19 protein-coding genes and 1 tRNA gene are annotated in these 17,868 nt (G+C 56.6%); 7 read left to right on the top strand and 13 right to left on the bottom strand.

Translation table 11 applies throughout. The features are described from left to right. Window position 1: 1 nt before the first annotated feature. The 5 genes from AAC621_RS01950 (at window position 2) to AAC621_RS01930 (ending at window position 5,930) form a co-directional block, all read left to right on the top strand. Entirely contained in the window at window positions 2-979 is a 978-nt protein-coding gene (locus AAC621_RS01950; RefSeq protein ID WP_340256263.1) for an XdhC family protein, read from the top strand. Further along, on the top strand, window positions 976-1,983 hold the full coding sequence (locus AAC621_RS01945) for a molybdopterin-binding protein (protein WP_340251665.1): 1,008 nt from the start codon (window positions 976-978) through the stop codon (window positions 1,981-1,983). The genes AAC621_RS01950 and AAC621_RS01945 overlap by 4 nt, the downstream gene beginning before the upstream one ends. Before the next feature lie 107 nt (window positions 1,984-2,090). Beyond that, a complete protein-coding gene (locus AAC621_RS01940; RefSeq protein WP_317654378.1) occupies window positions 2,091-2,576 on the top strand; it encodes a (2Fe-2S)-binding protein in 486 nt (161 codons plus the stop codon). A 102-nt stretch (window positions 2,577-2,678) separates the two neighbouring features. Continuing rightward, window positions 2,679-5,054: a xanthine dehydrogenase family protein molybdopterin-binding subunit gene (locus AAC621_RS01935; protein WP_340251664.1), complete on the top strand. Its 2,376-nt coding sequence runs from the start codon at window positions 2,679-2,681 to the stop codon at window positions 5,052-5,054. 87 nt (window positions 5,055-5,141) lie between these two features. Further along, window positions 5,142-5,930, top strand: a complete 789-nt coding sequence (locus tag AAC621_RS01930) for an FAD binding domain-containing protein (protein WP_340251661.1) — start codon at window positions 5,142-5,144, stop codon at window positions 5,928-5,930. An 84-nt stretch (window positions 5,931-6,014) separates the two neighbouring features. Here AAC621_RS01930 and infC read toward each other — a convergent pair whose 3' ends face one another. The 7 genes from infC to cysG form a co-directional block, all read right to left on the bottom strand. Next, a complete protein-coding gene (gene infC / locus AAC621_RS01925) occupies window positions 6,015-6,557 on the bottom strand; it encodes a translation initiation factor IF-3 (protein ID WP_445322510.1) in 543 nt (180 codons plus the stop codon). Window positions 6,558-6,650: 93 nt separating this feature from the next. Next, entirely contained in the window at window positions 6,651-7,514 is an 864-nt protein-coding gene (locus AAC621_RS01920) for a ferredoxin--NADP reductase (RefSeq protein ID WP_340251658.1), read from the bottom strand. 42 nt (window positions 7,515-7,556) lie between these two features. Further along, a complete protein-coding gene (locus tag AAC621_RS01915; RefSeq protein WP_340251656.1) occupies window positions 7,557-7,946 on the bottom strand; it encodes a DUF934 domain-containing protein in 390 nt (129 codons plus the stop codon). 11 nt (window positions 7,947-7,957) lie between these two features. After that, complete coding sequence (locus AAC621_RS01910) at window positions 7,958-8,698, bottom strand: phosphoadenylyl-sulfate reductase (RefSeq protein ID WP_340251654.1); 741 nt, start codon at window positions 8,696-8,698, stop codon at window positions 7,958-7,960. Then, a complete protein-coding gene (locus AAC621_RS01905; RefSeq protein WP_340251652.1) occupies window positions 8,685-10,343 on the bottom strand; it encodes a nitrite/sulfite reductase in 1,659 nt (552 codons plus the stop codon). The genes AAC621_RS01910 and AAC621_RS01905 overlap by 14 nt, the downstream gene beginning before the upstream one ends. A gap of 5 nt (window positions 10,344-10,348) precedes the next feature. Beyond that, complete coding sequence (locus tag AAC621_RS01900; RefSeq protein WP_340251650.1) at window positions 10,349-10,651, bottom strand: DUF2849 domain-containing protein; 303 nt, start codon at window positions 10,649-10,651, stop codon at window positions 10,349-10,351. Continuing rightward, on the bottom strand, window positions 10,648-12,045 hold the full coding sequence (cysG, locus tag AAC621_RS01895) for a siroheme synthase CysG (protein WP_340256257.1): 1,398 nt from the start codon (window positions 12,043-12,045) through the stop codon (window positions 10,648-10,650). The genes AAC621_RS01900 and cysG overlap by 4 nt, the downstream gene beginning before the upstream one ends. Window positions 12,046-12,183: 138 nt before the next feature. Between cysG and AAC621_RS01890 the strand changes: the two genes are divergently transcribed. Next, window positions 12,184-12,663 carry an Lrp/AsnC family transcriptional regulator gene (locus AAC621_RS01890; protein ID WP_340251648.1) on the top strand — a complete coding sequence of 160 codons (480 nt, stop codon included), beginning with the start codon at window positions 12,184-12,186 and terminating at the stop codon, window positions 12,661-12,663. Next, a complete protein-coding gene (locus tag AAC621_RS01885; RefSeq protein ID WP_340251645.1) occupies window positions 12,660-13,484 on the top strand; it encodes a heme-dependent oxidative N-demethylase family protein in 825 nt (274 codons plus the stop codon). Before AAC621_RS01890 ends, AAC621_RS01885 begins: the two co-directional genes overlap by 4 nt. 3 nt (window positions 13,485-13,487) lie before the next feature. On the opposite strand, the gene AAC621_RS01880 is transcribed toward AAC621_RS01885, so the two are convergent. From AAC621_RS01880 to plsX, 6 genes are all read right to left on the bottom strand, one after another. After that, window positions 13,488-14,564 (bottom strand): 2'-deoxycytidine 5'-triphosphate deaminase, encoded by a 1,077-nt coding sequence (locus AAC621_RS01880; RefSeq protein WP_340251642.1) that lies wholly within the window; start codon window positions 14,562-14,564, stop codon window positions 13,488-13,490. Between the two features lie 74 nt (window positions 14,565-14,638). Next, window positions 14,639-14,715 (bottom strand) — tRNA-Pro (locus tag AAC621_RS01875). 73 nt (window positions 14,716-14,788) lie between these two features. Further along, a complete protein-coding gene (locus AAC621_RS01870) occupies window positions 14,789-15,334 on the bottom strand; it encodes a MerR family transcriptional regulator (protein ID WP_340251639.1) in 546 nt (181 codons plus the stop codon). A gap of 12 nt (window positions 15,335-15,346) precedes the next feature. Further along, window positions 15,347-15,652 carry an integration host factor subunit alpha gene (gene ihfA / locus AAC621_RS01865; protein WP_340251637.1) on the bottom strand — a complete coding sequence of 102 codons (306 nt, stop codon included), beginning with the start codon at window positions 15,650-15,652 and terminating at the stop codon, window positions 15,347-15,349. Between the two features lie 118 nt (window positions 15,653-15,770). Next, window positions 15,771-16,745 carry a beta-ketoacyl-ACP synthase III gene (locus tag AAC621_RS01860; protein ID WP_340251635.1) on the bottom strand — a complete coding sequence of 325 codons (975 nt, stop codon included), beginning with the start codon at window positions 16,743-16,745 and terminating at the stop codon, window positions 15,771-15,773. Then, complete coding sequence (gene plsX, locus AAC621_RS01855; protein ID WP_340251633.1) at window positions 16,742-17,839, bottom strand: phosphate acyltransferase PlsX; 1,098 nt, start codon at window positions 17,837-17,839, stop codon at window positions 16,742-16,744. Before plsX ends, AAC621_RS01860 begins: the two co-directional genes overlap by 4 nt. Window positions 17,840-17,868 lie beyond the last annotated feature (29 nt).

Here is a 17,868-nt window from a genome sequence, read left to right as displayed (position 1 = left end):
GATGGAAAATATGCCCGAATTGGCGCTTGAATGGCATCGCGCGGGTCGCGGTGCGGTCTTGGCCTCTGTGGTGGAAACATGGGGCAGCGCGCCGCGCCGTGTGGGCAGCCAATTGGTAGTTGCAGGCGATGGCGAGATGCAAGGCTCCGTATCGGGGGGCTGTGTCGAAGGGGCGGTGGTTCTTGAGGCGCAGGATATGCTTGCCACCCATGCAACCGCGCCCAAGCTGTTGGAATTTGGGGTTTCTGATGATGCAGCCTTTGCTGTGGGCTTGGCCTGTGGGGGGCGGATCAAAATTCTGCTGCAGCCCATTGGCGGGGCCTTGCCCGAGGCCATCTTGCAGGATCTCGTTGCGGCGCGTGCGGCGCGCCATGCGGTGGCCTTGATCAGCGATGTCACGGGCGAAGCCCCGCCGCATATCGTAGAACGCGCAGAAGCGCCCGATCTGAGCGAGGCCTTTGCTAAGGATAAGTCAGGCCTTGATGCGGAGGGCTTGCGCTATATCGCAATCCACAACCCGCCGTTGCGCATGGTTGTTGTGGGGGCAGTGCATATCGCGCAAAGCCTGATCCCAATGGCGCAAATGGCAGGGTATGATGTGACGCTGGTTGATCCGCGCCCCGCCTTTGGTTCGACCGCCCGCTTTGAGGCGGTGCGACTGTTTGATGCTTGGCCAGATGAGGCCTTGGATGACATCGGGCTTGACGCCCGCACCGCCGTTGTGACCTTGACCCATGATCCCAAGCTTGATGATCCCGCAATCATTGCCGCGCTGCGGGCCGATGTGTTTTATCTGGGCTGCTTGGGTTCAACGCGCACCCATGCAAAACGGGTGGATCGCCTGACCGAGGCAGGCTTTGGTGCCGAGGCTATTGCGCGCATCCATGCCCCTGTTGGTCTGAATATTGGGGCGATGGGCCCCGCAGAGATTGCAATTTCGATCATGGCGCAAATAACTGAAGGGCTGCGCAAATCATGAGGTTCGGGCCGCGTCCGATAACCGAAGGGATGGGCGCAATCTTGGCCCATTCCGTGCCCGTTGAAGGTGGGGTGATCCGTAAGGGCACGCGCCTTGGGGCAGATCATATCGCGGCGCTGCAGGCCGCGGGCGTTGCCGAGGTGACAGTGGCCGCGATGGAGGCGGGTGATATCGATGAAAACACCGCCGCCGCGCGATTGGCGCATGCATTATGCGGTGCCGATGCAGGCCTTGATATTGAAGCCGCCTTTACAGGGCGGGTCAATCTGCGCAGTCGCGGCGCGGGCATTGTGTCGGTAGATGCCGCAAAAATCGCGGCGGTGAATGCGATTGATCCCCGCATCACGGTTGCCACCCTGCCGCCATGGCAGCGCGTCTCAAAGGGGATGATGGTCGCCACAATCAAGATCATTCCCTATGCCGTGCCAGAGGCCGCGCTCTTAGCCGCGGAAGAGGCGGCCCGTGGTGGGGCCTTGGCCCATATCGCGCCGCAGATTTCTTCGGCGGCCCTGATCCTCACGAGCCATGAGGGGCAGAAGGCGGCCGCGCTTGAGGCGAAATCTATCGCTGCGGTTGAGGCGCGTCTGGCTGCGTTGCATGTTGACCTCAAAGACACCTGCATCTGCCCGCATGACAAAGCCGCACTTGAGGTTGAGATTGCGCAGGCAAAGACAAGCCTAATCTTAATCCTCACCGCCTCTGCCACATCTGACATTGATGATGTGATGCCTGCTGCGTTGCGGGGCGCGGGGGGGCAGGTGACGCGGTTTGGAATGCCCGTTGATCCAGGCAATCTTTTGGTTTTGGGCGCATTGGCAGACATCCCTGTCATAGGCTTGCCCGGTTGTGCGCGCAGCCCCGCCTTGAATGGGGCAGATTGGGTGTTGGAGCGGGTCATCTGTGGCCATCCGCCGAGCGCCGAAGAAATTGGCGCGATGGGGGTCGGTGGCTTGTTAAAGGAAATTCCCACCCGTCCACAGCCCCGTGATGGACGCGAACGATAGGCCTTTCACGCGGGTTTGAGGAGCAAATTGGCGCGAATGCACTTTTTTTGTTTTGCCATTGGCAAAATCCATGCTTGGATTACAGCAATCGTTCTAGGGAGGATCGAATGACGACGGTCAAACTATCAGTAAATGGAAAGGAAATGTCAGCCGAGGTCGAAGGCCGCACACTTCTTGTTGAGGTGCTGCGCGAAAAACTTGGTCTGACAGGCACCCACGTGGGCTGTGATACAAGCCAATGCGGGGCTTGCACCGTGCATGTGGACGGCAAATCTATGAAATCATGCTCAGTTCTGGCGATGGATGTCGCGGGCGCAGAGGTCACCACAATCGAAGGCATGGCCAATCCTGATGGCTCGCTCTCCGTGATCCAAGCCGCCTTCAAAGAGCATCATGGCCTGCAATGCGGGTTCTGCACACCTGGTATGGTGATGACGGCAGCTGCCTTGCTGAAAGAAAACCCCAAGCCCACTGAAGGCGAAGTGCGCGCCTATCTTGAAGGCAATATCTGTCGCTGCACGGGCTACCATAACATCGTCAAGGCGATCCTTGCAGCCTCGGGCCAAGATGTCGCTGCGATGGCTGCAGAATAAAGGCCACTTCTTTGGGAGGAGAAGGCCTGAAGGAATGTGATTAAAGCAAAAAGGCCTGCCTCGCAGTTGGGTGGGCGCGACAAACCTAGGGGAGGAATGATTATGCCAAAAGACAGTGGTATCGGGGCCGCATCGAAGCGGCGAGAAGATTTTAGATTTCTGACTGGTCGCGGAAAATATACAGATGATGTTGCGCTGCAGGGGCAGCTTTATGCGGTTATGGTCCGTTCGGAAGTAGCTCACGGAAAAATTAAAAAGATAGACACTAAAGCTATCTCTGAAATGTCAGGTGTGCGCGCAGTGTTTACTGGCGAAGATTTTTCCGATGTCGGAGGCAACCCCGCCGGTTGGCTGATAAATTCTCGTGATGGCACTCCAATGCGAGAGCCTAAAAGACCAGTCTTGGCGCATGGAAAAGTCCGACATGTAGGTGATGCTTATGCTGCTGTTGTCGCAGAAACTTTGCAGCAAGCTAAGGATGCGGCAGAAAGGCTTGCAGAAAGCGCTGTGATTGAAGAGCTACCTGCCATCATCGATATGGCTGGGGCTATCAGTGACTCTGAAAATCGCGTTCATGATGAGATAGATGACAACCTTTGCTTTGACTGGGGGTGGATAGAAGACAATCGTGAAGTTGTTGATAAAGCCCTAGCATCTTCTCCCCACGTAACAACTTTGCAATTAGTTAATAATCGTCTGGTGCCAAATGCTATGGAGCCTCGATCATCGATTGGGGAATATGATCCCGGGACCGGAGAATACAAACTTACCACAACCAGTCAAAACCCGCACCTGACCAGACTATTAATTTGTGCATTTGTACTGGGTATCCCTGAGCACAAGTTAACGGTAGTTGCACCAGACGTTGGCGGTGGTTTTGGATCTAAAATTTATCACTACGGTGAGGAAGCGCTAGTCTTAGCAGCGGCAAGAAAGCTTGGGCGCCCTGTTCGGTGGACTGCTGATCGCTCGGAAAGTTTTTTATCTGACGCTCATGGGCGTGATCATCTGACTACCATCGAGGTGGGGTCCACGATGGATGGAGAGATATTAGCCATCAGGACTAGCACGCTTGCCAACGTTGGTGCGTACCTGTCGAATTTCTCGACAGTGACGCCGACCTTTTTGCATGGCACCTTGATGGCTGGCCCTTACAAAGTTCCACACGTTTACGTGAACTTGAAGGCCGTCTTTACTAATACGGCGCCTGTAGATGCCTACCGCGGAGCTGGTCGACCTGAAGCTACCTACAGTTTGGAGCGAGCAATCGACAAACTGTCCAGAGAACTTAATTTAGATCCGATTGAGGTACGTAAGAAAAATCTACTCACACCTGATCAATTCCCTTACACCTCACCAGTCGGATTAATCTACGATATCGGAAATTATCAAAATACCTTGGATAAGGCGATAGAGTTAGCAGACCTTAAAAATTTTGAAGATAGGGCTAAAAAGAGCAAGTCCAACGGGAAATTGCGGGGTCTGGGTCTCTCAACTTGGATCGAGGCCTGCGGAATTGCGCCGTCTAATTTAGTGGGGCAACTTGGTGCTAGAGTTGGTCTTTACGATGCCGCAACAGTAAGAGTAAGCGCGACTGGCACTATTCAGGTAATGACTGGCGCACACAGCCATGGCCAGGGGCATGAGACAGCTTTTGCCCAATTGGTTGCTAGCAAATTAGGCGTTGCTGAAGATGCTGTTGAAATAGTCCATGGCGATACCTCGAAAATCCCGTTCGGGATGGGCTCCTACGGATCGCGTTCGCTGGCTGTTTGTGGTTCTGCGATGGATCGCGCGGTGGATAAAATTATTGAGAAAGGCAAAAAAATAGCCGCCCACATGTTGGAAGCTGACGAAATTGACATCAACTTCGAGAACGGCAGTTTCACTGTAAAGGGCACAGACAAGAGTAAGTCGTTTGGAGAAGTGGCTTTTTCTGCATATGTGCCTCACAACTACCCGTTAGAAACGCTTGAACCGGGATTGGAAGAGACGGCGTTCTATGACCCCAATAACTTCACTTATCCGGCGGGAGCATATTTATGTGAGGTTGAAGTCGATCCGGATACTGGAAAAGTTACGATATGCTCTTTTACCTGCGCTGATGATTTTGGAAATGTGATAAATCCGATGATCGTCGATGGGCAGGTACATGGTGGCGTAGCTCAAGGCATTGGGCAGGCCTTAACTGAGCAAACGGTTTACAATCAAGAGGGACAACTTTTAACCGCTTCGTACATGGATTATACGATGCCGCGTGCCGATGATTTGCCGTTTTTAAAAGTTGATCACTCATGCCAGACCCCTTGCACCCATAACCCGTTGGGCGTGAAAGGCTGCGGAGAGGCGGGGGCCATCGGCTCGCCCCCTGCGGTAGTGAATGCGGTTGTCGATGCGTTGAACCGCGGCGGTCATGCCGTGACGCACATTGATATGCCCCTGTCGCCGCACCGCGTTTGGCAAGCAATGCAGGGCTAAAAAAAGCACGCGCGGGTCGGTGCTCTGACCCGCGCACCAACAACGTCAAAGAGGGGCCATGCCCCTTGGAACCAGAGGAAACGGGATATGTATAATTTCGACTTTACCCGCCCAAGCACCATCAAAGACGCGGTTGCGGCCATTGGCGCAGGCGGTCAGGCGCTCAGCGGGGGGCAGACCCTCATCCCCACGATGAAAGCGCGGCTTGCCATGCCTGAAACCTTGGTCAGCCTCACAGGCATTCAAGAGATGAAGGGCATTTGCACCAATGATGCAGGCCAGATTTGCATCGGCGCGGCAACAACCCATGCAGAGGTCGCGCGCGAGGTGGCTAAATCTTATCCAGCGCTGTCTGATCTTGCGGGCCATATCGGGGATCCTGCTGTGCGCAACCGTGGCACAATTGGCGGCAGCCTTGCCAATAACGACCCGTCTGCCTGCTACCCGTCTGCGGTGTTGGGCTCAGGTGCAGTTGTGAAAACCAACAGCCGCGAAATCGCTGCGGATGATTTCTTTCAAGGCATGTTCACCACGGCCCTTGAAGAAGGCGAGATCATCACCGAGGTGAAATTCCCCGTGCCGCAAAAGGCGAATTATCAAAAATTCGTGCAGCCCGCCTCGCGCTTTGCGCTTGTTGGGGTGTTTGTTGCGAAATTCGCAGATGGTGTGCGCGTGGCGGTCACGGGCGCGTCAGGCGAGGGCGTGTTCCGTTGGACGGAGGCCGAAGCCGCGCTGTCCAAGGATTTCACCGCAGCGGCGCTTGACAGCGTGGCGGCCCCTTCGGCGGATGGGATGATCTCTGATCTGCACGGCACAGGCGCCTATCGCGCGCATTTGGTCAAAGTGATGACCGCGCGGGCTGTCGCGGCAGCTTAAGGTCACCACGATCCAAAAAAGAAAGCCCCGCAAAAGCGGGGCTTTTTTCATGCCATGGGCCTTAGGCGCATGATCGCGTCCAGATTATTTTGAGGGGCCGATCATCATCACCATTTGGCGACCTTCCAGCTTGGGCATATTCTCGATCTTACCCACGCCTTCAATCTTTTCTGCTACACGTTCCAGCAATTCACGGCCCAATTGTTGGTGCGCCATTTCGCGGCCACGGAAGCGCATCGTCACCTTTACCTTATCCCCATTCTCAAGGAATTTGATGGCATCGCGCACCTTGCGGTCGAAATCGTGATCATCGGTGCCAGGCCGCATTTTGACCTCTTTGACCTCGATCACCTTTTGCTTTTTGCGGGCTTCGGCTTCACGTTTTTGCTGTTCATATTTGAACTTGCCGAAATCCATGATTTTACAAACGGGCGGTTCAGCATTTGGGGAGATTTCCACCAAATCCAATCCTGCCTCATCTGCCAATTCCATTGCGCGTTCTGGGGTGACCACCCCAATATTCTCGCCCTCTGCGCCAATCAGGCGAACTTCGGGGCAGCGGATACGGTCGTTGACGCGCGGGCCAGTGTCACGGCTGGGCGGCGCGTTGTGGGGTCTGCGGGCTATGGGTTTTGTCCTTCTGTGGTTTTGCAGTGATGATGCATTAACCTACAAGCCCACCAAAGGGCTTTCAAGGGGGCACGTTCTTGGCTGCTGCAATCAGTCAAGAAAGGCCTTTTCCACAACGTAATGCTGTGGGTTGGAATTGGCTCCTTCGACCAAACCATAGCCCTCAAGCATATCTTTGATCTCAAGATTGAAGGCGAGGTTGCCACAGACCATGGCGCGGTCGCGTTCGGGGCTGAGGGGCGGAACACCCAAATCCTCGAACACAGTGCCTGCCCGCATCAAATCGGTGATGCGGCCCATCTTGGGGCTCGGTTCGCGGGTGGTGGTGGGGTAGTATCGGATTTTATCCGCGAACCCGTCACCGATCAATTCGCGCAACAGCTCATCTTGCCTGATCTCTTCGATCAGGGTGCGGCCATAATCCAATTCTGCCACTTCGCGGCAGGTATGGGTGATGATGACCTCGTCATAATCTTCATAGGTTTGCGGCTCGCGCAGGAGGCTTGCGAAAGGGGCAAAGCCCGTGCCCGTGGCAAAGAACCAAATCCGCTTTCCAGGCAACAGCGCGTCATGCACCAATGTCCCCACAGGTTTGGGGCGCAGGATGATTTCATCACCCACTTGGATATGTTGCAGCCTTGAGGTCAGGGGGCCGTCTTGCACCTTGATGGAATAGAATTCCAATTCTTCATCCCAGGAGGGGGAAGCAATGGAATAGGCGCGCAATAGTGGTTTGCCGTTATCGCTCATCAATCCGATCATAACAAATTCGCCCGACCGAAAGCGCAGGCTTGCTGGCCGCGTTACGCGGAAGGAAAACAGCCGATCCGTCCAATGTTTCACAAAGGTCACGCGCTGCGCATCGGGCAGGGTAGGGGTGGCTTTGGGGATGGTCGATGTTGCGTCTGTCACGTCACTTTGGCCTATCGTTCGGAATGGGCACAGCCCTAGCATATACCCCCAGTTGTAAACTTTGATTTATGTCAGGGAAAGGCGCTATTCGCCGCGTAGGCGATTTTGGTAATCATGCGCGCGCCAATCGGCCCGAAACACCCATGCCTCTTGCGGTTGTCTGCGTGCCAGATCAGGGCTGATTTCCACCTCGTCAAACCCTGCCCGCCGCGCCATGGCGTATTGATCCGCAATGACATGACCCGCAGCGCGCAAGCGCCCCGAAAACCCCGCCATGCGCAGGCGCTTGGCCCATGTAAAGCCACGGCCATCGGAAAAGCTGCCAAAGGGAATGCAGATCGCGCTATGGCGTTGCGGTGTCTGTAGGGCCGCGTCAAACGCGGCGGGATCGCTTAATTCGACCATCTCTGCGGGCCGCGCAGCCTCTGGGGCAAAGCCATGATCGGTGACCAGAATATGGAGGGTGGTGTTCATGATATATCCTTTCACGCCACATTGCGGCGGATGATTTTGCCATCCACGAAATGGATGCCGCATTCCTCTTTGTCCTGCCCGCGCCAACGGCCCGCGCGCGGGTCTTCGTCTGCGGCAACGGGGCTCGTGCAGGGGGCGCAGCCAATAGACGGATAGCCCCGCGCCACAAGTGGATGACGGGGCAGGCGGTTATTGGTGATATAGTCCTGCACATCCTCGCGCGCCCAATGGGCCAGCGGGTTGATTTTGATCCTTATCTCGGCCTCATTCTCGAAGAAGTCCAACGCCGCGCGGCTTTGCGCCTGAAAGCGTTTGCGCCCCGTGATCCAAGCGTCAAACGGGGCCAAAGCGTGTTCAAGCGGTTCAGTCTTGCGCTTGGCGCAGCAGGCATCGGGGTTGGTTTTATGCAAATCGCCCTGCGGGTCGCTGGCCGCAATCATCGTGCGGCTGGCGTGAATGCGGCGCACATCCTCAAGGCCCAGATGATCTGCCAAGTCGTTTTGATAGGTTAAGGTTTCGGGAAAGAGCATTTCGGTGTCGATGAACAAAACGGGTGTCGTGCGATCAATCACAGACACCATGTGCAACAACACCACAGACTCCGCCCCAAAGGAGGACACCAAGGCCACGCGCCCGCAATCTGCGTCCCGCAACGCATGCTCAAGCACGGCTGTGGCACCATGTTTGTCATAGCGGCGGTTCAGCACAGCCACCCGTTCAGCAACTGTGCCAAAGGGGCTAGGCTGCAACATCTTGCGCGCCCTCCTGCGGATAAAGCGCGGCCTTGAAAGGGTCTAGCCCGACACGGCGATAGGTTGTGATGAAGGGCTCATCCACCCTATCGCGCAAGGTCAAATAGGCGCGTAATAGACGCTCAAGCGCAGGGATCAGCGCATCAGCAGAAAATCCGGGGCCTGCGCGCTCGCCGATTGTGGCGGCCTCGGTGTGATCACCCCCAAGGGTGATTTGGTAATTTTCGACCCCTGCACGATCCAAGCCCAAAATCCCGATATGGCCCACATGGTGATGCCCGCAGGCATTGATGCAGCCTGAGATTTTGATTTTCAGCGCGCCAATTTCCTCCTCTAGCCCGATATCACGAAAATGCGTGGCGATTTCCTGCGCAATAGGAATAGAGCGCGCCGTGGCCAAGGCGCAGTAATCCATGCCAGGGCAGGCGATAATATCCGAGATCTTCCCGATATTGACCGTGGCCAAACCCACAGCCTTCAGCCGCTGATAGAGATCAGGCAGCGCTGCGCGGGGAATATGAGGAAGGATCACGTTTTGCTCGTGGCTGATGCGCAGCTCGTCATGCCCATAGGTTTCGGCAAGATCGGCCAAGACCTCCATTTGCGCGGCTGTGGCATCACCGGGTGTCGCGCCATGAGATTTCATCGAAACCGTCACAATCGCGTAATCTGCATGGCGGTGTGCCGCTACGTTGCTGTCGATAAAGGTGCGCAAAGCGGGGCTTGGGGGTGGGGCACTGTTGTCGTCTTTGATAAACTCAGGGGGGGCAAAATGGCCGCGAATTTCTGCCAAAAGGCGTTGATCAACCCCTTTGAATGCCGCGCGGCGCGGGATGAATTCCTCTTCAACAAGGCGTTTGATTTCGTCCAAGCCTGTCTCGTGTAGGGTGATCTTGATGCGGGCCTTATATTTATTATCTCGCCGCCCGATCAGGTTATAAACCGCCACAATTGCCTCGATATAGGGCAGAAGATCAGCCTCGGGCATAAACTCTGCCAAAACCTTGCCGATCATAGGCGTGCGGCCTAAGCCGCCCCCGACCAAGACCTGATAGCCAATCTCGCCTTCGCGCGCGACAATGCGCAGACCGATATCATGGGCGGCGGTGACGGCACGGTCATTGGGGCTGCCTGTTACGGCAATTTTGAACTTGCGCGGTAGGAATTGAAATTCGGGATGATCGGTTGACCATTGGCGGATTAATTCCGCCACGGGGCGAGGGTCTGCAATCTCATCTGCAGCGGCCCCTGCAAAATGGTCTGCGGTGACATTACGCACGGTGTTCCCCGAAGTTTGGATGGCGTGAAGGCCAACTTCGGCCAAAGCGTCCAGAATATCGGGCACATCCTCTAATTTTGGCCAATTGAATTGGATGTTTTGGCGCGTGGTAAAATGGCCATAGCTCTTGTCCCATTGCCGTGCGACCCGCGCCAAGGCGCGCATCTGTGCTGAATTGAGCGTGCCATAGGGGATTGCTACGCGCAGCATGTAGGCGTGAAGCTGCAGATATAGCCCGTTCATCAAGCGCAGAGGTTTAAACTCATCCTCGGTCAATTCGCCAGACAGGCGGCGGGCCACTTGCGCGCGGAATTGCGCGTTGCGGGCGCGCAGGAAATTTTGGTCAAATTCAGTGTAGCGATACATCTGCCTTACCCTTGCGCTTGTTCTTGTTTGCCATGGGGATAGTTTGAGGGGCCGCGCATCCGAAATCCCTCGCGAAAATGCGCAGGCGCGGGCCCTGTTTCGGTTGTAATGGCATCGACCAAATAGGGGCCAACCACCAGATCGCTTTGCGCGAAGGCTGCGGCAAGCGCGGCCTCGGCCGTGGCGCTGTCAGAAAAGACCACCGCATCCGTGATGTCCCGCGCCCATCTTTGGTCGGCCGCCCAATAGACGACATCGCCAAGGCGCAGGTCATTCGCGGTCAGGAATTTGGAATAATCACGGCTCATAACGCAATCTCCGCTTTGAGAGTGTTGAGGGCCGTGCGCGCGGCGCGCGGCGCAAGCCCATATAGGATCACCGCAGGCGCACCTTTGCCTTGCGCCTCAATGGCGTGGGCAAGATGTGCAAGATTGGTATCGATGACATGGGTGTCGGCGCGGCTTGCATATTCGACCACAGTGACGGGTGTGTCGGGGCGTGCGCCATGCATCAAAAGCCGCCCTTGGATAAAACGCGCACCGCGCTTGCCCATATAGATCGCTGCCACCTCGCCACTGCGCGCAAGGCCGCGCCAATCATGTTCGGCAAACCCTGCCACATCATGGCCCGTGAGAAATCGCAGCGCGGAATTGCGCCCTCGTTTCGTCAGGCTTTGCCCGATTTGCGCGGAGGCGGCGCTTGCCGCCGTGATACCTGGAATGATCGACCATTGGATATCGGCATCAGAAAGCGCATCAATCTCATCATCCAAGCGGCCATAGACGCACGGATCGCCCGCCTTGAGGCGCACTACCTTTGCGCCGGCGCGCGCATGTTCCACCATAAGGGCAGAAATATCTTCTTGCTTTATCGCAGGGCCAAAGCCCGTTTTTCCTGCATCAATCAGCACCGCCTCGCGCCGCGCAAGCTCTAGGATTTGGGGCGAGATCAGGCGGTCGTGGATCACCACCTCGGCCTCATCAAGGGCTTTGCGCGCCTTGAGTGTTAGAAGTTCGGGGTCGCCGGGGCCTGCACCGACCAAAAGCACTTCGCCCATTGGAGGGGTGGCGCTCAGGCTCTCCGTTAGCAGGGTTTCAAGTGCACCCTCAAGACCTGCTTTACCCTCGGCCGCAAAGATCCGTGGCGCGAGTTGATCATAATAGCGTGCCCAAAACCCGCGCCGCGCGTCCCCTTCGGGTAAGGCTTCGACCTGAGGGCGAAAGGACTTCGCCACACGGGCAAAAATCCCAAGGGCAGGGCTTAACCTCTCCTCCAAGTCACGCTTGATCCGCCGCGCTAAAACGGGCGCCGCGCCCTCGGTGCCGATGGCAATGGTCACGGGGTCACGATCAACGATAGCGGGGGTAATGAATTCGGATGCTTCGAGATTGTCGACCCAATTCACCAATGCCCCATCCGCGCGGGCCAAACGAATGACGCGTGCATCTTCGGCATCATCATCATTTGCGGCGTAAAAGAGGGCGGCACAAAATGCATCCCCCGCCGCAAGCGCACGCTTGATCAAGTTGATCTTTCCTGTGGCGGCAAAATCCAAAACCGCAGGGGCAGGGTCAGCTGCAAAAACCCAAATGCGGGCTTCGGTTTTGAGCAGCAAGCGCAGCTTGGCCAAGGCGCATTCGCCGCCGCCCGACACGATCACACGCCGTCCCGCGAGATTAAGGAAGATCGGAAAATGCTGCATGGTCAAAACTCCACGTTCACTGGGCATTGTATAGAACAATTTCCTGAAATTTGGCAGATACCCCTTGCAGATAGGGACATATGTTCGGTATTGATGCCGCATAACCCCTTGCTGTTCTGTGGATGAAAGGCTTTGCGGATGGCTGTTCAAATAGACGAGACCGATCGAAAAATCCTTGCAGTGCTGCAAGAGGATGCAAGCCTGTCTTTGGATGAAATCGCGCGCCGTGTTGGCTCGTCCAAGACGCCTGTTTGGACGCGGATTCGCCGCATGAAAGAGGCGGGAATTATCGGGCGGCATACTGTGGAATTGCATGCCGATGCCTTAGGGCTTGAGGCGTGTTTTTTCGTTTTGATCCGCACATCGGAACATGATGCCGAATGGCAAAAGGCGTTTTTGCGCAGCCTAAAATCTCGCCCCGAAGTGTTAGAGGCGCATCGCCTCGCAGGGGAGATTGACTATATTTTGAAGGTTCGGGTGCGTAATGCACGCGCCTATGACGCCTTTTATCAGGCCTTGATTTCAGAGGTGAAAATCTACAACGTCACCGCATTGCTTTCGATGGAGGAGATCAAATCCACCTCCATGTTGCCGTTGGGATTGGCCGAGGTGAAATGATCTCAGACAGGATCTTATCCGACCCTATTTTGCACGACCATCTGCCAAGCGCGCCTTGGATGGCCGAGGCGACCCGCCGCCTGCCAGGGGTGCAACCTGTGCCGATGTCGGATTGGCTGATCCGTGACGAGCGCTATGCCGAACAAATGGCCTTGCGCGATCATCTGTTGGCGGCGCATCGTGCGCGGGTGTTTGAGTGCCACACAGGCGCAGAAGCCGCCTGTGCCGAATTACGCGATCTGGTGGTCGCGCATCTGCCTGATGGCTTTGCGCATCAAGGCCGCGTGATCACCCGACCAGATGGGGTGATGATTGATCTTGATGCCGATCACCCTTTGATCACCGCTGCTCGTCTTGTTCAGGAGGATTTGTGCATCCTCACCCATGATACCCTGCAGGGCGAGCATCTGCTCAGCGCGGCGGTTTTGTGCTTTCCCGCCAGTTGGACATTGGCGGAAAAGATTGGGCGGCCTTTGACCGCGATCCATATTCCCGTTGAAAAATACGATGATGTTATGGCCAAGCGCGTGCAGCGTCTGTTTGATATGGTGCGGGTGGATCACCCGCTTTGGCGGCAGAATGCGCTTTTTTATCAAAACCCCGCCCTGTTTCAGCCTGCCTCAGAGGCACAGCCACGCAAAACCCCTGAAAGGCGACCAGAATTTTTGCGCTCAGAGCGGCAGGTTATTCTGCGTTTGCCGCTTACAGGGGCGATGGTGTTTTCGATCCACACATGGGTTTTGCCCTTTGGGCAATTAAGCCCTGAACAGGTCGAAGGTTTGGCAGCCCACCCCGTGCATTACGCAGGGCGCTCTGTTTGACGCCTATTTGAAATGCTTGGACAGTTTTAGCCCTTGGCCCTGATAGTTTGAGGCAATCTCACGGCCATAAAGCGTGCTTGGCAGGCTTTCCATCCGTTCGTAAACCAAGCGGCCAACCACCTGCCCATGTTCAAGCACAAAGGGGGCTTCGTGGCAGCGCACCTCAAGAACCCCGCGCGCGGGTTGGCCGTGACCAAAACCTGGATCAAAGAAGCCTGCATAATGAACGCGGAATTCCCCAACCATCGCCAGATAGGGCGACATTTCCGCCGCGCAATCGGGCGGGATTGAGACTTCCTCGCGGCTCACCAGAATATAAAACGCACCGGGGTCAAGGATGATGCGGCCCTGATCGGTGTGGATTTCTTCCCAAAAATCGCGCGCGTCATAGGCCCCGATACGATCGAGATCAATTACGCCCGTATGGGGTTTCGCGCGATAGCCGACAAGGGTGCTATTCTCGCGCTTGAGGTCAACCGAGAACCCCAATCCTTCGTCAATCACAGCTGTCTCGCCTGAGACCAGCGGGCTTTCTGCGTGGCGTGCGCGCAATTCATCATCGCTAAGAACCGCTTGCCCTTGGCGAAAGCGGATTTGATTAAGCCGCGCGCCCGCCCGCACCAGAACCGAGAAACTGCGCGGGCAAATTTCGGCATAAAGTGGCCCATTATAGCCATGTGCGATGCGGTCAAATTCTGTGCCGCTATCGGTGATAGTGCGCGTCAAAAGGTCAAGGCGCCCAGTCGAGCTTTTGGCATTGGCAACGGCGCTGACATCTTGGGGCAGGTTTAAGCCCTCCATCAGGGGCACAACATAAACGCAGCCCTTCTCCAACACGGCGCCTGCGCTGATGTCGATTTTATGCATCTCAAATTCGGCTAACCGATCTGCGACACGCGCGCCTTTGCCTGCAAGAAACGATGCGCGCACGCGATAGGCCACGGGGCCAAGGCGCAGGTCAAGACTTGCAGGTTGCACTTGGGTTTCCGCAGGTGGGGCCGTGAGCGTGATCTGACCTTCTGCGATCATCGCCTCAATCCGATGATCCGGCAGCACGCCCCGTGTCTGATCTGTCGCCATCGCGAACCCTCCCTTGACCTTTACCCAAGAAAAAACCGCCCCGCCGCAAAGGGCAAGAGCGGTTTTCAAAAATCTGGTCGGGCTAGCAGGACTTGAACCTGCGACCTTCCGTCCCCCAGACGGACGCGCTACCAGGCTGCGCTATAGCCCGAATGGGGCTCTTCTACCGATTTTGTGGCGTGGCGCAAGGGCTAGGGCGCAGGAATTTCGACAAAGCGCAGGCTTTACCCATGCGCCGCAGCCATGAGCCCTGCCTGTAGCTTGCGCAGCCGTGCAAGGATCAGGGCGGATTGCGCCTCTGGCAATGATTTCAGCACGGCCTTGCGCGCCTTTAGCGCAGCCAGCCCATCAGCGAGGGGCAGGGGAACGCCTTGTGTTGCTGGCTGAGCGGGGGCAGGGCGCGGCGTGGGGCTTGGCGTATTTTCATTGGCGGCTTCACGCGCCACGTCTGCAAGGCTTGGGGCAGGTTGCGCCTCGGCGACCATCATATCGGGGTCAAGCTCAGGCGAGCGCGCAGCGACTGCCGCAACCCCGTCTTCGCGCAAAAGGCGCTGAACGCCCCGAATGGTCATCCCTTCATCATGCAGCAAGACCTTGATCCCGCCGATCAGGCGCATATCGGCAGGGCGATAATAGCGTCGCCCGCCTGCGCGTTTCACAGGTTTGATCTGGGTGAATTTGCTTTCCCAAAACCGCAACACATGGGCCGCGACACCAAGCCAATCTGCGACTTCGCGAATGGTGCGAAAGGCATCGGGGGATTTGGCCATCCTGCCCGCCTCTTAGCGTTTCTTATTGCCGTCTGCGACCCGCTCTTTCATCAGATGCGAGGGGCGAAAACTAAGAACACGGCGGGGCGTAATGGGCACTTCTTCGCCCGTTTTGGGGTTGCGACCAATGCGTTCAGCTTTGGCGCGCACGCTAAATGTGCCGAAAGACGAGATTTTGACCTGTCCCCCATCGACCAATGCGTCTGACATCAACTCAATTACACGCTCAACAAGGTCGCTGCTTTCATTGCGCGACAAACCCACTTCACGAAACACGGCTTCGGATAAATCCATCCGCGTCAGTGTCTTATTGCTCATTGCTCATGTCCTCCCGACATTGGCGCAGCGGTATAAGGGTTGTTTTAGCACCGCCACAGAATGAGCAATGCTGCGGCGCGAGTCAATCGCCGTGACGTAAGGGCAAGATTTTAACGCCTTACCAGCGCAAAACCACCGCACCCCAAGCCAAACCACCGCCAATCGCTTCGGTGACCAAGAGGTCGCCTTTTTTGATCTGCCCGCGCGCGACCCCAACCGACAATGCCAAGGGGATAGAGGCGGCTGACGTATTGCCGTGATCTTGCACGGTCACAATCACCCGATCCATATCCACCCCCATTTTTTGGGCGGTGCGGGTGATGATGCGCAAATTGGCCTGATGCGGCACGATCCAGTCGACATCTTGCGCCGCATTGCCCGAACGCGCGAGCGCGGCATGGGCGGTTTCGGCCAGTTTTTCGACCGCATGGCGGAATACTTCACGCCCCTCCATCCGCAGATTGCCCGTGGTTTGTGTCTGCGAGACACCGCCATCGACATAAAGCAGATCACGGAATTGACCGTCTGAGTGCAGATCAACGGCCAAAACGCCCCGATCTGTGGCCGCGCCCGCGCTTTCTTTGGCGCATAACAGAACGGCGCCTGCGCCATCCCCAAATAAAACGCAAGTGCCGCGATCCTCCCAATCCAAAATGCGGCTAAAGGTTTCCGCACCAATCACCAAAATCCGCTTTGCCTGCCCAGAGAGGATATAGGCATTGGCGGTGGACAGCGCATAGATAAACCCCGCGCAGACGGCCTGCACATCAAAGGCAAAGCCCTGCGTCATCCCAAGCCCATGCTGCACCATCGTGGCGGTAGAGGGAAAGGTGAGATCTGGGGTTGAGGTGGCAACAATGACGCCATCGACATCTGCGGCAGACAGGCCCGCACTGGCCAAGGCAGCCTCACAGGCCTTGATTGCCATTTGGCTTGTCGTCTCGCCCTCGGCGGCGAAATGGCGCCGCTCAATCCCTGTGCGGGCGCGGATCCACTCATCCGAAGTGTCGATTTGCGCTTCGAACTCCGAATTGGGCACAACCCGCTCAGGCAGGTAATGGCCAATTCCAGTTGCGACCGCGCGAAGTGTCATGCCTGTTTCCCTTCCCCATGGACGATCTGATCTGCTGCGGTTTCCGCCTCGGCGATCCGTTTGGTCAACTGATCTGCAAAATCCGCTGCGGCCAATCGTGCCGCCAATTTGACTGCGGCTGCAACCCCTGTTCCATCTGCTGAGCCGTGGCTTTTGACCACTGTGCCATTGAGGCCCAAGAAAACACCGCCATTGACGTGGCGGGGATCCATACGTTTTTGCAACCTCTTGAGCGAGCTATAGGCCATCGCCGCAGCCAACCGCGACAATATTGAATATTCAAATGCCTCGCGCAGAAATTCGCGGATAAGACGCGCGGTGCCTTCGCCCGTTTTGAGTGCGGCATTCCCTGTGAACCCGTCACAGACGATGACATCGACCTTATCGGAGGGGATATCGCCCCCCTCGACAAAGCCCACGAATTCAAAATCTGCCGCAGGTGCGGCGCGGGCGACAAGGTCATAGGCATCGTGTAATTCGGTGCGGCCCTTATGTTCCTCGGTGCCTACATTCAGGATTCCGACACGCGGGCGGGATTGGTCTAAGCCGCTGCGCGCATAGGCGCTGCCCATCAGGGCGAAATGCAACAGATCTTGGGCATCGGCACGGATATCAGCGCCCACATCCAACATGACGTTAAAGCCAGATGGGTTGCGCGAAGGCCACAAAACGCCAATTGCGGGGCGGTTCACCCCTGGAATTTTGCGCAACCGCAACATCGACAGCGCCATCAGCGCGCCCGTGTTGCCACAAGACACAGCGGCCCGCGCCTCGCCGTTTTCCACGGCCTGCACTGCGCTCCACATCGAGCTGCCTTTGGCGTGGCGCACCACCTGTGAGGGTTTGGCATCCATCGTGACCACATCGTCACAATGGCGAATGTCGCAGCGCCCCTTCAGGTCACCGCGTTTGGCAATCAGTTTGTTTAGGGTTTTGCCATCACCATGCACGATGAACCGCAGATCGGGGTTCTTGCGCGCAGCTTTGGCCATGCCAGAAACAACAGCAGAGGGGCCAAGATCGCCCCCCATTGCATCAATCGATAGCACCGTTCCAGGAACTTGACGCCCAGTCAGAACGGATGTCTCTGTCATGACTTTTAAATCCGCTTGCCTCGGAAAAC

This window comes from Roseobacter sp. HKCC-CH-9208 (assembly GCF_037805125.1).
Lineage (GTDB): Bacteria > Pseudomonadota > Alphaproteobacteria > Rhodobacterales > Rhodobacteraceae > M30B80.
Note: the sequence above shows the minus strand (reverse complement) of the source record. Positions and strands in the feature narration are given on the sequence as shown.

Coding starts and splice junctions, on each gene's coding strand:
- AAC621_RS01950 (WP_340256263.1), top strand. CDS start 2: ATGGAAAATATGCCCGAATTGGCGCTTGAATGGCATCGCGCGGGTCGC.
- AAC621_RS01945 (WP_340251665.1), top strand. CDS start 976: ATGAGGTTCGGGCCGCGTCCGATAACCGAAGGGATGGGCGCAATCTTG.
- AAC621_RS01940 (WP_317654378.1), top strand. CDS start 2,091: ATGACGACGGTCAAACTATCAGTAAATGGAAAGGAAATGTCAGCCGAG.
- AAC621_RS01935 (WP_340251664.1), top strand. CDS start 2,679: ATGCCAAAAGACAGTGGTATCGGGGCCGCATCGAAGCGGCGAGAAGAT.
- AAC621_RS01930 (WP_340251661.1), top strand. CDS start 5,142: ATGTATAATTTCGACTTTACCCGCCCAAGCACCATCAAAGACGCGGTT.
- AAC621_RS01920 (WP_340251658.1), bottom strand. CDS start 7,514: ATGCTAGGGCTGTGCCCATTCCGAACGATAGGCCAAAGTGACGTGACA.
- AAC621_RS01915 (WP_340251656.1), bottom strand. CDS start 7,946: ATGAACACCACCCTCCATATTCTGGTCACCGATCATGGCTTTGCCCCA.
- AAC621_RS01910 (WP_340251654.1), bottom strand. CDS start 8,698: ATGTTGCAGCCTAGCCCCTTTGGCACAGTTGCTGAACGGGTGGCTGTG.
- AAC621_RS01905 (WP_340251652.1), bottom strand. CDS start 10,343: ATGTATCGCTACACTGAATTTGACCAAAATTTCCTGCGCGCCCGCAAC.
- AAC621_RS01900 (WP_340251650.1), bottom strand. CDS start 10,651: ATGAGCCGTGATTATTCCAAATTCCTGACCGCGAATGACCTGCGCCTT.
- cysG (WP_340256257.1), bottom strand. CDS start 12,045: ATGCAGCATTTTCCGATCTTCCTTAATCTCGCGGGACGGCGTGTGATC.
- AAC621_RS01890 (WP_340251648.1), top strand. CDS start 12,184: ATGGCTGTTCAAATAGACGAGACCGATCGAAAAATCCTTGCAGTGCTG.
- AAC621_RS01885 (WP_340251645.1), top strand. CDS start 12,660: ATGATCTCAGACAGGATCTTATCCGACCCTATTTTGCACGACCATCTG.
- AAC621_RS01880 (WP_340251642.1), bottom strand. CDS start 14,564: ATGGCGACAGATCAGACACGGGGCGTGCTGCCGGATCATCGGATTGAG.
- AAC621_RS01870 (WP_340251639.1), bottom strand. CDS start 15,334: ATGGCCAAATCCCCCGATGCCTTTCGCACCATTCGCGAAGTCGCAGAT.
- ihfA (WP_340251637.1), bottom strand. CDS start 15,652: ATGAGCAATAAGACACTGACGCGGATGGATTTATCCGAAGCCGTGTTT.
- AAC621_RS01860 (WP_340251635.1), bottom strand. CDS start 16,745: ATGACACTTCGCGCGGTCGCAACTGGAATTGGCCATTACCTGCCTGAG.
- plsX (WP_340251633.1), bottom strand. CDS start 17,839: ATGACAGAGACATCCGTTCTGACTGGGCGTCAAGTTCCTGGAACGGTG.